Below are 13353 nucleotides of genomic sequence, written 5' to 3'. Positions count from 1 at the left end.
TCGATCGAGGAGGCCTTCACGGCGTTTCAGGCGTTGAGCTCCTCCAGCGTCGTGGGCACGGGGAACGGCGGGGTGCTCGTTCCCATGATCCGGTAGCGGCCCCACGGGTCCGGGTCGGAAAGCTCGCCCGTCGCCGTGTGGGAGCCCGCCCGGATCTCGACGGCCTTCTTCTTGCCGCCGGCGAGCTTCGTCAGCTCGTCGTTCACCGCGACCCGCCCGTACCAGCGGTAGAAGCCGTCGATCGGCTGGAAGTAGCCGCGCAGCTCGACCGTCGTCGTCAGCGAGACGCCGTCGACGACCAAGGTCGCTTCGCCGCTGTAGCCGTCTTCGTCGTGTTCGGTCATGACGTCTCCTCCAGGCCCTCCGCGCGGCCCAGCTGGACCACCTTGTTGGCTTCCAGCGGCTGGTTGGGGTCGATGACCACGCCGTTCTGGCGGGTCAGCCCGTCGATCGCCGCCCAGATGATCTGCGTCAGGTACTCGACCACCGCGTCGCGGCCCATCGAGCGGCGGTCCAGCCACCACTCGCCGGTGTTCTGGACCATGCCGACGATGCCGTGCGCCCACGGCTCGGCCGCGCCGGAGTCCATGTTGAACATCCGCATGTAGTCGCCGAGCAGCGCGGTCAGCGCCGTCGCGATCAGTTCCTTGTCCTCGGCCACGACGTCCGACGACACCGGCTTCTCCGGCCGCCCGTGCGCCAGCAGCCGGTACAGGTTCGGGTGCTCCTCGATCACCGTGAAGAACGCGTCGAGCGCCATCCGGATCCGCGGGACCGGCGCCAGTTCCGCGTTGATCGCCGGGATCAGCCGCTCGAAGAGGATCTCCGTGCCGCGCTGGCCGAGGGCAACGTAGAGGTCGGCCTTGTCGTCGAAGTGCCGGTACAGCACCGGTTTCGTGACGCCGGCCTCCGCGGCGACGTCCTCCATGCCGAGGTCGGGGCCGTGCGTGTCGAGGGCCCGCAGCGCGGCCTCGACGAACTCCTTGCGCCGCGCGATCCGGTGCTTGCGCCAGCGGTCGCGGCGGGCGTCGCCGGTCGCCTCCTCGTCGCGCGACGAGGACCTGGGCTGCTTGCCGGAGCGCTTGACACGTTCGATCACGAGGCTCATGCTACGCACAGGTAACTGTTACCTCAAGTTACACATTGCGGAAGGGGTGTCGGCAATGACGCGGACGCTGAAGGAACCGGATCGCGAGAAGACCGCGGACCGCCTGCTGAAGTCGTCGGCGAACAAGTTCTACGACCCCGACGTCGACATCGACTGGACGGCGCCGCTCGTCGAGGGCAAGCGCTTCATCCTGGACGAACGCTCCTCGCTCTACGGCACCGAACTCTGGGAGAAGCTGACCCCCGAGCAGCGCATCGAGCTGGGCAAGCACGAGGTAGCGAGCGTCGCGACGACCGGGCTGTGGTTCGAGATCCTCCTGATGCAGATGCTGCTCAAGGAGGTCTACGAAGAGGACCCGACGTCCGCGCACGCCCAGTTCGCGCTCACCGAGATCGCCGACGAGTGCCGGCACTCGACGATGTTCGCGCGGATGGCGTCGCGGATCGGCTGTCCCGCGTATGGCCCGGTGCCATGGCTGCGGAAGCTGGCGAAGCTGATGCCGACGATCTCCTACGGCCCGGCGCGCTACGGCGCGATCCTGGTCGCCGAGGAGGTCCTCGACCGGCTGCAGCGCGAGCAGATGAACGACGACGGCGTCCAGCCGCTGGTCCGGATGGTCAACCGGATCCACGTGCTGGAAGAGGCGCGGCACGTCACCTTCGCCCGCGAAGAAGTCACGCGCGGGATGGCGAAGCTGTCGAAGGCCGAGATCGCCTACCAGCAGTTCATCATCGCGCTGATCTCGTACTTCGTGACGCGGGCGTTCATCAACCCGAACGTCTACAAGGCGGTCGGCATCCGGCCGCGCGACGGCGTCGAGGCGGCGCTGAACAACCCGCACTGGCAGGGGACGATCGCGTGGGCGGGGGAGAAGATCATGCCGTTCCTCGAGGAGTCCGGCCTGGTCGGGCTGCCCGGGAAGTACTTCTGGCGCAAGTCGTTCCTGCTCCCGGCGGGCCGGTGACCACCGCGTCGCGGCTCCGGGACCCGTCGCTCGGGCACCGGTTCGTCGCGAGCGACGGCGCCGCGCTGCACGTCGCGGAATCGGGCCCGGCCGACTCGGCGGTCACGCTGGTGCTCGTGCACGGCTGGACGCAGGACCACCGGACCTGGGACTTCGTGCTGCCGCACCTCGATCCCGGCGTGCGCGTCCTGCGCTACGACCTGCGCGGTCACGGCGGCTCGGCACACGCGCGCCCCGGCTCGGCGACGATCTCGCGGCTGGCCGACGACCTGGCCGAGCTGATCGCCGACCGCGTCCCCGCAGGGCCGCTGGTGCTGGCCGGCCATTCGATGGGCGGCATGACGCTCATGGTGCTCGCCGAACGGCACCCCGCTCTCGTTCGCGAGCGGCTGGCGGGGGCGGCGTTCGTCGCGACGTCGTCGGGGGACATGGACCAGCTGACGCTCGGGTTCCCGGGCCTGGTCGGCCGCGGCGTGACGCGCTTCGAGCCGCGGGTGGCGCGCCTGCTCGCCCGGCTGCGGTCGGACACGCTGCGGCTGCGGCCGGGGCTGGTCCGCTCGGTCGCGCGGCGGCTGGTGTTCGGGCTTCGCCCGGGGCGCGAGCAGGTGGACAGCGTCGTCGAGCAGCTGCTGAGCGCGCACCCGGCGAGCGCGGGGATGTTCCTGGACGCGATCGCGGCCCATCGCGGCGTCGGCGGGCTGGGCGCGCTGTGCGACGTGCCGTCGGTGGTGCTGGCGGGGGAGAAGGACCGGCTCTGCCCGCTGGCGCACGCGAAGGTGATCGCGGACGAGCTGCCGCACGCGGAGTTCGTGCGCTTCCCGGGCGCGGGCCACATGCTGCCGCAGGAACGCCCGTTCGAGGTGGCCCGGCGCATCTCGGCCCTGGTCCGGGTGGCCGCCCGCCGCTGATCGACTGGTCAGGAGTCCTTGAGGGGGAAGCCGCCGCCGATGCCGCGCCAGGCGAGGTTGGCGGTGAGGGCCACCGCTTCCTCCTGGCTCATCGACTGGTGGTGCTGCAGCCAGAACCGGGCGCTGACCTGGCTCATCCCGACCAGCCCGACGGCCAGCAGCCGCGCCTTGTCCTCGTCGAGACCCGCGTCCGCCGTGATCGTCTCGGTGATCGCGTCCACGCTCGCCGACGTCGCGCGGTCGACCGCTTCCTGGACCGCGGGCTCGCCGCGCAGGTCGGATTCGAACACCATCCGGAACGCGCCCGCGTCCTCGCTGACGAAGTCGAAGAACGCGCCGACCGTCGCCGGGACGCGCTGCCGGTTCTCCGTCGTGGAGTCCAGTGCCGTCTGCACGCGCTTGATCAGCTCGTCGACGTGGCTCTCCAGCAGCGCGATGTACAGGTCGAGCTTGCCGGGGAAGTGCTGGTAGAGCACCGGCTTGCTGACGCCGGCCACTTCGGCGATCTCGTCCATCGCGGCGGCGTGGTAGCCGTTCTCGGCGAAGACGCGCTGCGCCGCGGCGAGGAGCTGGGCCCGGCGCTCCGTCCGGGGCAGGCGCACCCCACGTTGCTGCAGCCGTGTCATCTCCGTCATGCCCATCTCCCGTCTTCTCCTCTTCGACGGGCGGGGTCGCCACCGCGTGAAGTCGCCCTGAAGATTACTCGCCGGTATGTATGCCTTGCCAAGTGTCGGGCATCCTGGATCCGTGAACACCCCCGTGACCACGCGGGCGCCGCTGACGCACGTGCCGCTTTCGACCAGGGAGCTGCCCTCCCTCGACCCGATCCTGCCCCCGTGGCCGGCGACGTTCGAGGAGGTCGGCACCGCCCGCCTCCACGTCCGCCGCACGCCGGGCCCCGACGGCGTGCCGGCGGTGTACGTCCACGGCCTCGGCGGCTCGTCGACGAACTGGACGGACCTGGCCGCGCTGCTCGCGCCGGTCGCCGGCGGCACCGCGCCCGACCTGCCCGGCTTCGGCTACTCCGAGCCCGAAGCGGGCTTCGACTTCACGCTCTGGGCGCACGCCGAGGTCGTCGCGCGGCACATCGAGGACGTCGGCGCGCCGGTGCACCTGCTCGGCAACTCGATGGGCGGCGCCATCGCGCTGCTCATCGCCGAGCGGCGTCCGGAGCTGGTGAAGACGCTGACGCTCATTTCGCCCGCGATGCCGGACCGCCGCCCCGACCCGCGGCGACTGTCGGACCCGCGGATGGCGCTGGCGTACCTGCCGCTGGTCGGCGCGCGGGTGCGGGCCCAACTGGCCGCCCTCGGGCCGCGCGAACGCGCCGCGCAGGTGATCAAGCTGTGCTTCGCCGACCCGTCGCGGTTCCCGGAGAGCCGGCTGGACGAGCTGGCCGAAGAGCACGGCGCCCGGGCCGGGTTCACCTGGGCCGCGCCGGCGATGGCGCGCAGCACGTTCGCGATCTTCCGGGCGTGGTCGACGCTGGGGAAGGCGTCGCTGTGGTCGTCGGCCCCGCGGGTCCAGGCGCCGACGCTGGTGGTCTGGGGCCGCGAGGACCGCGTCATCTCCGTGCGGCGCGCCCTGCGGACGGCCCGCGTGATCCCGAAGGCCCGGCTGCTCGTGCTGCCGCGCACGGGGCACGTGGCCCAGATGGAGCGCCCGATCGTCGTGGCCAAGGCGGTCCTGGGCATGTGGGAGCACGTCGAAGCCGGCACCTGGTAGCCCGATCGGGTGACGACAAATCCCCGGGAGGACCGCCAGTCGCCGATAACGGTTCGGTGGCGCTGTGGCACCCTGGTGCGGTGGATCGGGTGAAGCAGGACGCGCGAGGCGAGGATCGGCGGTCGCCGCACCGTGCGTCGGCCCGTCGCACGCCGCACGGCTCCCCGGAGCCCGAAGACGCCCCGCGCACCGGGCAGTACCGCCCGGCGAAGCAGCCGGCCCAGCGCGTCGGCGAGGACCGCTACCGCCCCGGCGGGCGGCGGACCAGCGCCGAGCCGCTGAGCGCCACCTGGAAGCCGCACGTCGAGGCCCCGCGCGAAAAGCCGGAGCCGCCGAAGGCCGGCTTCGCGAAGTTCACCAAGACCTACGGCTGGCGCGTCTACGCCCTGCCGATCCTGGTCGTACTGACCGTGCTCGTCGTGGTCAACACGGCCAACAGCCCGGCCCAGCCGATCGCCGAGCAGGGCGCGGCCAACGGCGTCGAGTCCGCGGGCGGCGACACCTCCGGCGGCGGCGCGATCGACGGCAACGGCGAGCAGGCCATCCCGGAGAACCCGGCCACCCCGGTCGACCTCAAGGTGCCGACCGCCGAGCTGCCCGACGGCGGCCCGTTCACGCAGGCCGGCGCCGGCAAGTGGCACGTGGTGCCGGGCACCGGCCCGAAGATCGGCACCGGAAAGCTGTACACGTACACCATCGAGGTCGAGGACGGCATCGACCCGGCGAGCTACGCCGGCGACGACGCCTTCGCCTCGACCGTCCAGGGCACGCTGTCCGACCCGGCCAAGGGCTGGACGTGGGACGGCAAGATCGCGTTCCAGCGAGTGGACGCCACCTTCCCGAACCCGACGTTCAGGGTGAGCCTCACCACGCCGGAGACCACCCACCGGCCGGACGCCTGCGGGTTCCAGATCAAGTTCGAGGCGTCCTGCTACCGCAAGAGCCTCGGCCGCGTGCTGATCAACCTGGCCCGCTGGGTGCGCGGCGCGAAGGCGTACGGCGCCGACATGACCGGGTACCGGCAGTACGCCATCAACCACGAGGTCGGGCACGCCCTGGGCAACCAGCACGTCGGCTGCGGCGGCAACGACCAGCCCGCGCCGGTGATGATGCAGCAGTCGTTCGGCGTCAACGACGACTACGTCTCGATGCTCAACGACATCCCCGGCGGCGACAAGGGCAAGGTGGCCAAGGACGGCCGCATCTGCAAGACCAACTCCTGGCCGAACCCCACGCCGTGACATCCGGGGCTTCGCCCGGAGCCGGGGGCTCCGCCACCCGGACCCCCGAAAGCAGCGAGTGACTCCCAGCATGTGGACCTGGGAAGGTCTGTTTGCCGGCGCGCGTTGTGCATAGTGGGATGGACGCGATACGCGCGCGAGATGGAGGACTCATGTCAGCACTGCCGCCGCTCGTCGAGCCGGCTGCCGAGCTCACCAAGGAAGAGGTGGCCCGGTACAGCCGTCACCTGATCATCCCGGACGTCGGGGTGACCGGGCAGAAGCGGCTGAAGAACGCCAAGGTCCTGGTGATCGGGGCCGGCGGCCTCGGCAGCCCCGCGCTGCTGTACCTGGCCGCGGCCGGGGTCGGCACGCTCGGCATCGTCGACTTCGACGTCGTCGACGAGTCGAACCTGCAGCGCCAGGTCATCCACGGCCAGTCCGACGTCGGCAAGCTCAAGGCCGCGTCCGCGCAGGAGTCGATCGCCGAGATCAACCCGCTGGTCAAGGTGCACCTCCACACCGACCGGCTCGACTCGTCGAACGCGCTGGAGATCTTCGGGCAGTACGACCTCATCGTCGACGGCACCGACAACTTCGCCACGCGCTACCTGGTGAACGACGCCGCGGTGCTGCTGGGCAAGCCGTACGTCTGGGGCTCGATCTTCCGCTTCGAAGGCCAGGTCAGCGTCTTCTGGGAGGACGCGCCGAACGGCAAGGGCCTCAACTACCGCGACCTCTACCCGGAGCCGCCGCCCCCGGGCATGGTCCCCTCCTGCGCCGAGGGTGGCGTGCTGGGCGTGCTGTGCGCGTCCATCGGCTCGATCATGGTGACCGAGGCGATCAAGCTCATCACCGGCATCGGCGAGCCGCTGCTCGGGCGTCTGATCAGCTACGACGCGCTGGAGATGAAGTACCGCGAGGTCAAGATCCGCAAGGATCCGGAGACGCCGAAGATCACCGAGCTGATCGACTACGAGGCGTTCTGCGGCGTGGTCTCGGACGAGGCCGCGCAGGCCGCGTCGGGCAGCACCATCACGCCCGCCGAGCTCAAGGCCAAGTTCGACCGCGGCGAGAACTTCGCCCTGATCGACGTCCGCGAGCCGCACGAGTACGAGATCGTCAACATCAAGGGCGCGACGCTGATCCCGAAGGACCGGATCCTGTCGGGCGAGGCGCTGGCCGAGCTGCCGCAGGACAAGCCGATCGTCCTGCACTGCAAGTCGGGCGCGCGCTCGGCGGAGGCACTCGCGGCGCTGCACGCGGCCGGCTTCAAGGACGCGACGCACCTCGGTGGCGGCGTCCTGGCGTGGGCGAAGCAGATCGACCCGAGCCTGCCGACCTACTGACAGTGGTTGTCCGTGAAGGCCGCCTCCGGCTTCGGAGGCGGCCTTCACGACATTCCGGGCAGCTCGTAAAACCCTGCGTGACCAGCGCGTCTTCTCGATCGTGGACCACCCGGCCGGGTACCGTCACCAGTTGTGCGGACAACCCTCGAACGTCCTCCGGCGCACGTCTGCGCGGCCTTCGGCGGCCTGGGCGACGTCAGTGAGGCGCTGCCGGACTCGACGGCGTGGCGCTGCGGCGACCTCGTGTTCAAGCCGGTCACGGACAAGGCGAAGACGCTCTGGACGGCCCGCGCTCTCGACTACGTCGACGAACCGGGCCTGCGGGTCGCGAAGCCGGTCCGGTCGACCGACGGCCGCTGGATCGTCGGCGGCTGGACCGCCTCCCGGTTCGTCCCCGGCACACCGGAGCACCGCGGTGACGCGTCGGTGCTGGCGGCGGTGAAGCTGCACCGCGCGACCATCGGCCTGCCGCGACCGGACTTCATCGCCGGGCGCGAGGACATCGACGCCGTCGCCGACCGGGTGGCGTGGGAAGAACGGGAAGTCCCCCTCGAAGAGACGAAGGGCGGCCGCTGGTTCGAGGTCCTCGCCGGTGCCCGCCGCCCGATCAAGCTGCCGCTGCAGGTGGCCCACGGCGAGCTGCTGGCCGGGCTGCTGTTCGACGGCGACGCGGCCCCGGGCGTCGTCGACTTCGTGCCCTACTACCGCCCGGGCGAGTACGGCGCCGCGATCGTCGCGGTGGACGCCCTGGCCTGGGGCGGGGCGTCGCGGGAGCTGCTCGAGCGGTGGGCCCACCTGCCGGAGTGGCCGCAGCTGCTGCTGCGCGCGGTCCTGTTCCGGCTGGCGTCGAACGCGCTGAACCCGCGGTCGACGCAGGCATCGCTGGACGGCCTGCGAGCCGCGGCCCGCGAGGTCAGCGGAGTGCTCTGAACCGGTGTGACCGGTCCCACGGGCCGTTCCGCGTTACGCGGGCGTGAACGGCGCCGACCCGAGCCGGCACGGGAACCTCCCGACGGCCGAATCCCTGCTGGGACGCGGCGCGTCCGCCACCGGGAACATCAGGGCAGCGCACCGGGGTCGCACCCGCCGGGCCGGCACCTCACCGCCGGGGCCGCGGGATTCCCGCCGCAATGTCAACTGCCGGAAACATTCCGTCGATTCCGAGTAACACGGCCTCCTTAGCGTCAGGGCAATCCCCGAACGCCGAGGAGGTGCCCGTGCCGCAGGTCGACACCCACTGCCCGTACTGCGCGCTGCAGTGCGGGATGCGTCTCGACGGCGTCCGCGTGACGCCGCGGGACTTCCCGGTGAACGCCGGCGGCCTGTGCCAGAAGGGCTGGACCTCCGGCTCCCTCCTCACGTCGCCGCGGCGGCTGACCACCCCGATGATCCGCGTCGACGGCGCGCTCGAGCCCGTCAGCTGGGACTTCGCCCTCGACTTCGTCGCGCGGAGGCTGACCGCGCTGAAAGACGAACACGGTCCCGACGCCGTCGCGATCTTCGGCGGCGGTGGGCTCACCAACGAGAAGGCCTACCTGCTCGGCAAGTTCGCCCGGGTCGCGCTCGGCACCTCGCAGATCGACTACAACGGCCGCTTCTGCATGTCCTCGGCCGCCGCGGCGGGGATCAAGGCCTTCGGCGCGGACCGCGGGATGCCGTTCCCGGTCACGGACCTCAAGCAGGCCGACATCGTGCTGCTCGCCGGGGCCAACCCGGCCGAGACCATGCCGCCGTTCACCCAGCACCTGCGCGGCGCCGACCTGATCGTCGTCGACCCGCGGCGCACCCCGACCGCCGAGCTGGCGGGCCTCCACCTCGCGCCCGCGCCGGGCACCGACCTCGCGCTGGCGCTGGGCATCCTGCACGCCGTGGTCGAGGGCGGCCACCTCGATCGGTCCTATGTGGACGCGCGAACGAACGGCTTGGAAGAGGCCTGGCGGATCGCCGCGAGCTGGTGGCCGGAACGCGCCGAGCGCGTCACCGGTGTCCCGGCCGCCGACATGCGCCTCGCCGCCGCGAAGCTCGCGACCGCCCGCAACGCCTACATCCTCACGGCCCGCGGCACCGAGCAGCACGCCACCGGCACCGCGACCGTCGGCGGCTGGATCAACCTCGCCCTCTCACTGGGCCTGCCCGGCCGCGCGGGTTCCGGCTACGGCTGCCTCACCGGCCAGGGCAACGGCCAGGGCGGCCGCGAGCACGGCCAGAAGGCCGACCAGCTCCCCGGCTACCGCAAGCTGGACGACCCCGCCGCGCGCGAGTACGTCGCCGGTGTCTGGGGCGTCGACCCGGACAGCCTGCCCGGGCCGGGGCGCTCGGCCACCGAACTGCTCGAAGCGCTCGGTCAGGAGAACGGCCCGAAGGCGCTGATGGTGTTCGGCAGCAACGTGGTCGTCTCGGCGCCGCGCTCGCAGCGCGTCCAGGACCGGCTGGCCACCTTGGACCTGCTGGTCGTGGCCGACTTCGTGCTGTCGGAGACGGCGGCGCTGGCCGACGTCGTCCTGCCGGTCACGCAGTGGGCCGAGGAGGACGGCACGCTCACGAATCTCGAAGGCCGGGTCCTGCTGCGGCGCAAGGCCCTCGACCCCCCGCCAGGCGTCCGCTCCGACCTGGACGTCCTGGCCGGGCTCGCGCGACGGATGGGGCAACCCGAAGACCGGTTTCCCACGGATGCCGAGACGGCGTTCGAGGAGCTGCGAGTCGCGTCCAAAGGCGGCATCGCCGACTACTCCGGCGTGAGCTACGACCGGCTGCGCACCGGTGAGGCCCTGCACTGGCCGGTCCCGGCGGACGACCACCCCGGCACGCCGCGGATGTTTCTCGACGCCTTCGCCCACCCGGACGGCCGCGCGCGGTTCGTGCCGGTCGAGCACACCGGCCCGGCCGAGCTGCCGGACGACGAGTTCCCGTTGCAGGCCACCACCGGCCGCGTGCTGCAGCACTACCAGTCGGGCGCGCAGACGCGGCTGATCGACGAGCTGAACGAGGTCGTGCCGGAGGTGTTCGTCGAGGTCCACCCGGACACCGCCAAGCGCGCCGGTCTCGAAGAAGGCGACCGGGCGGTCGTCAAGTCACGTCGCGGCGAGACCGTCGCGAAGGTGCGGTTCGCCCAGTCACTGCGGCCTGATCTGGTCTTCGTGCCGTTCCACTTTCCCGGTGAGCAGCGCGCCAACCTGTTCACCAATCCGGCGCTCGACCCGGTCAGCCGGATGCCGGAGTTCAAGGTGTGTGCCGTGTCTCTGTCTACTGTGGATGGTGCCGCATGACCCCCCGTGAAGTCGTGATCGTCGGGTACGGCATGGCCGGTGCCCGGTTGGCGGACGAGATCCGCCGTCGCGACCCGATCGCTGAGCGCGTCCGGCTGACCGTGCTCGGCGCCGAGAAGCACGCCGCCTACAACCGCGTTCTGCTGTCGGCCGTCGTGGCCGGCGGGATGAGCGCCGAGAGCGTCCGCCTGCACGACGACGAATGGGCCGCGCGGCACAACATCGACCTGCGGCTCGGGGTCGACGTCACCCGGATCGACCGCGAGAAGCGCTGCATCGAACTCGGCGATGGATCCACAGTGGACTATGACGCGCTCGTGCTCGCGACCGGCGCCAACCCGTGGATCCCGCCGGTCGAAGGCCTCGAAGCCGGGCCCGGCGTCGTCGCCTTCCGCAGCCTCGACGACTGCGCCAAGATCCTCGACGCCGCCCGCTTCGGTGCGCCGGTGGCGGTGCTCGGCGGTGGCCTGCTCGGCCTCGAAGCCGCCCGCGGCCTGGCCGGGCGCGGCAACCAGGTGACCGTCGTGCACCCGCTCGGGCACGTCATGGAACGCCAGCTCGACCCGGCCGCCGGGCACGTGCTGGCCCGGCAGCTCACCGAGATGGGCGTCACGTTCAGGTTCTTTGCCACCGCCGCCCGCTACCTGCCCGGCGACGGCCTCAAGCTCGACGACGGCACGCTCGTCCCCGCCGACCTGGTCGTGGTCGCCGCGGGCGTCCGCGCCGAGACGAGCCTGGCCGCCGACGCCGGACTCGACGTCGACCGGGGGATCCTCGTCGACGACGTCCTGCGCACCAGTGACGGCCGGATCCACGCTCTCGGCGACTGCGCCCGCCACCCCGGCGCACCGGCCGGGCTGATCCAGCCCGCGTGGGAGCAGGCGTCGGTGCTCGCCGACGTCCTGACCGGCACCAACGCCGCCGCCCGCTACCGCGGCACGACAGCCGTCACCCGGCTGAAGGCCCGCGGCATCGACCTCGCCGCCCTGGGCGAGACGCAGCTCGACGCCGGTACCCCGGACGCCGAGGTGCTCACCTTCAACGACCCCACCGGCGGCCGCTACGGCAAGCTCGTCGTCCGCGAAAACCGCGTGACCGGAGCGATCCTGCTCGGCCTGCCCGACGCCGCCGCGTCGATCACCCAGTTCCACGACCGCGGCACGCCGTTGCCCGACGACCGCCTGGCGGTCCTGCTGGGCCGCGCGCTGCCCAGCGGCAGCGCCCCGGCGGCCAGCCCGGCCGACCTGCCCGCGGCGGCGGTGATCTGCCGCTGCAACAACGTCACCAAGGGCCGGCTGATCGAGGCCTGGAAGGCCGGGGCCACCGACACTCCCGCACTGGCGCGGGCCACGCGAGCCACGACGGGCTGCGGCGGGTGCACCGACACCGTCGGCGGCATCGCCGGCTGGCTCGCGGCGCAATGACCATCCGAACCCGTACTGAGGAGAACGCCGTGGCACACCAAGGAAAGCACTGGATCGAGCACTGGGAGCCGGAGAACGAGGAGTTCTGGGAGTCGACGGGCAAGAAGGTCGCCCGCCGCAACCTCTGGTTCTCTGTGTTCGCCGAGCACATCGGCTTCTCCATCTGGACACTGTGGTCGGTCATCGTCCTGTTCATGGGCAAGGACTACGGCTTCTCCGCCGCCGACAAGTTCCTGCTCGTCTCGACACCGACGCTGATCGGCGGCCTGATGCGGCTGCCCTACACCTTCGCCGTGGCGAAGTTCGGCGGTCGCAACTGGACGGTCGTCAGCGCGGCCCTGCTGCTGATCCCGACGATCCTGGCCGCCGTCGTGCTGCACCCGGGGACGTCGCTCGGCACGTTCCTGCTGGTCGCGGCGCTCGGCGGGGTCGGCGGTGGCAACTTCGCGTCGTCGATGACGAACATCAACACGTTCTACCCGGAGAAGCACAAGGGCTGGGCGCTCGGCCTCAACGCCGGTGGCGGCAACCTCGGCGTCGCCGCGATCCAGCTGGTCGGGCTGCTGGTGATCGGCACGGCGGGCGCGACCGCGCCGCGGATCGTGCTCTACGTCTACATCCCGCTGATCGTCGTCGCCGCGGTGTGCGCGTACTTCTACATGGACAACCTCGCCACGGTGAAGGGCGACACGAAGGCGATGCGCGAGGTCGTCAAGGACCCGCACACGTGGGTGATGTCGTTCCTCTACGTCGGCACGTTCGGCTCGTTCATCGGCTACAGCTTCGCGTTCGGGCTGGTGCTGCAGAACCAGTTCGGCCGCACCCCGCTGCAGGCGGCCGCGGTGACGTTCCTCGGCCCGCTGCTCGGCTCGCTCTCGCGGCCGGCGGGCGGCTGGCTGGCCGACCGGATCGGCGGCGGCAAGATCACCTTCTTCACGTTCGTCGGGATGGCGCTGGCGACGGTCGTGCTGATCCTCGCGTCGACGTCCAAGTCGCTGGCGCTGTTCACGATCGCGTTCATCGTGCTGTTCGTGCTCACCGGCGTCGGCAACGGCTCGACGTACAAGATGATCCCGGCGATCTTCCGCGCGAAGGCCCGCACGGCGATCGCGAACGGCGCCGAAGAAGCGGCCGAGCTGCTCAAGGCACGACGGCTGTCGGGTGCGCTGATCGGCCTGGCCGGCGCGATCGGCGCCGAGGGCGGTCTCTTCATCAACCTGGCGTTCCGGCAGTCGTTCGCCGACACCAAGAGCGGAGTGCCCGCCTTCATCGGATTCCTGGTCTTCTACGGGCTGTGCTTCGCCGTCACCTGGGCGGTCTACCTGCGCAAGCCCGCCGAACAGCCCACGAGTGAGCGCGGTCTGGCGCTCGCGGGAGCGGAGGTCTGAG

Annotated in this window: 12 protein-coding genes; 9 read left to right on the top strand and 3 right to left on the bottom strand. The window is 71.4% G+C overall.

Annotation, left to right across the window (positions count from 1 at the left end):
- Window positions 1-26: 26 nt before the first annotated feature.
- Together OG738_RS05715 and OG738_RS05710 are read right to left on the bottom strand one after the other, a co-directional pair.
- A complete protein-coding gene (locus OG738_RS05715; protein WP_329051822.1) occupies window positions 27-344 on the bottom strand; it encodes a DUF4873 domain-containing protein in 318 nt (105 codons plus the stop codon).
- A complete protein-coding gene (locus OG738_RS05710; RefSeq protein WP_329051821.1) occupies window positions 341-1108 on the bottom strand; it encodes a TetR/AcrR family transcriptional regulator in 768 nt (255 codons plus the stop codon). Before OG738_RS05710 ends, OG738_RS05715 begins: the two co-directional genes overlap by 4 nt.
- 55 nt (window positions 1109-1163) lie before the next feature.
- Between OG738_RS05710 and OG738_RS05705 the strand changes: the two genes are divergently transcribed.
- Entirely contained in the window at window positions 1164-2072 is a 909-nt protein-coding gene (locus OG738_RS05705) for an AurF N-oxygenase family protein (protein ID WP_329051819.1), read from the top strand.
- Window positions 2069-2980 carry an alpha/beta fold hydrolase gene (locus OG738_RS05700; RefSeq protein WP_329051818.1) on the top strand — a complete coding sequence of 304 codons (912 nt, stop codon included), beginning with the start codon at window positions 2069-2071 and terminating at the stop codon, window positions 2978-2980. Before OG738_RS05705 ends, OG738_RS05700 begins: the two co-directional genes overlap by 4 nt.
- Before the next feature lie 8 nt (window positions 2981-2988).
- Here OG738_RS05700 and OG738_RS05695 read toward each other — a convergent pair whose 3' ends face one another.
- Entirely contained in the window at window positions 2989-3615 is a 627-nt protein-coding gene (locus OG738_RS05695) for a TetR/AcrR family transcriptional regulator (RefSeq protein WP_329051816.1), read from the bottom strand.
- A gap of 76 nt (window positions 3616-3691) precedes the next feature.
- Between OG738_RS05695 and OG738_RS05690 the strand changes: the two genes are divergently transcribed.
- The 7 genes from OG738_RS05690 to OG738_RS05660 all read left to right on the top strand — a co-directional run bounded on the left by OG738_RS05690 (window position 3692) and on the right by OG738_RS05660 (window position 13352).
- Window positions 3692-4705, top strand: coding sequence for an alpha/beta fold hydrolase (locus tag OG738_RS05690; protein WP_329051814.1), 1014 nt, complete (start codon window positions 3692-3694; stop codon window positions 4703-4705).
- 80 nt (window positions 4706-4785) lie between these two features.
- A complete protein-coding gene (locus OG738_RS05685) occupies window positions 4786-5946 on the top strand; it encodes a DUF3152 domain-containing protein (RefSeq protein WP_329051812.1) in 1161 nt (386 codons plus the stop codon).
- A 152-nt stretch (window positions 5947-6098) separates the two neighbouring features.
- The gene (moeZ, locus tag OG738_RS05680) at window positions 6099-7274 is read left to right on the top strand and encodes an adenylyltransferase/sulfurtransferase MoeZ (protein WP_329051811.1); all 1176 of its coding nucleotides are present in this window, start codon (window positions 6099-6101) and stop codon (window positions 7272-7274) included.
- Window positions 7275-7406: 132 nt separating this feature from the next.
- Window positions 7407-8204, top strand: a complete 798-nt coding sequence (locus tag OG738_RS05675) for a TIGR02569 family protein (RefSeq protein ID WP_329051809.1) — start codon at window positions 7407-7409, stop codon at window positions 8202-8204.
- Window positions 8205-8491: 287 nt separating this feature from the next.
- Entirely contained in the window at window positions 8492-10540 is a 2049-nt protein-coding gene (locus OG738_RS05670; protein WP_329051808.1) for a molybdopterin oxidoreductase family protein, read from the top strand.
- On the top strand, window positions 10537-11964 hold the full coding sequence (locus tag OG738_RS05665; RefSeq protein WP_329051807.1) for an FAD-dependent oxidoreductase: 1428 nt from the start codon (window positions 10537-10539) through the stop codon (window positions 11962-11964). Before OG738_RS05670 ends, OG738_RS05665 begins: the two co-directional genes overlap by 4 nt.
- A complete protein-coding gene (locus OG738_RS05660) occupies window positions 11961-13352 on the top strand; it encodes a nitrate/nitrite transporter (RefSeq protein WP_329051806.1) in 1392 nt (463 codons plus the stop codon). Before OG738_RS05665 ends, OG738_RS05660 begins: the two co-directional genes overlap by 4 nt.
- Window position 13353 lies beyond the last annotated feature (1 nt).

It is taken from the genome of Amycolatopsis sp. NBC_01488 (assembly GCF_036227105.1).
GTDB lineage: Bacteria > Actinomycetota > Actinomycetes > Mycobacteriales > Pseudonocardiaceae > Amycolatopsis.
The sequence above is the reverse complement of the archived record's forward strand: the minus strand, read 5'-3'. Positions and strand labels throughout refer to the sequence as shown.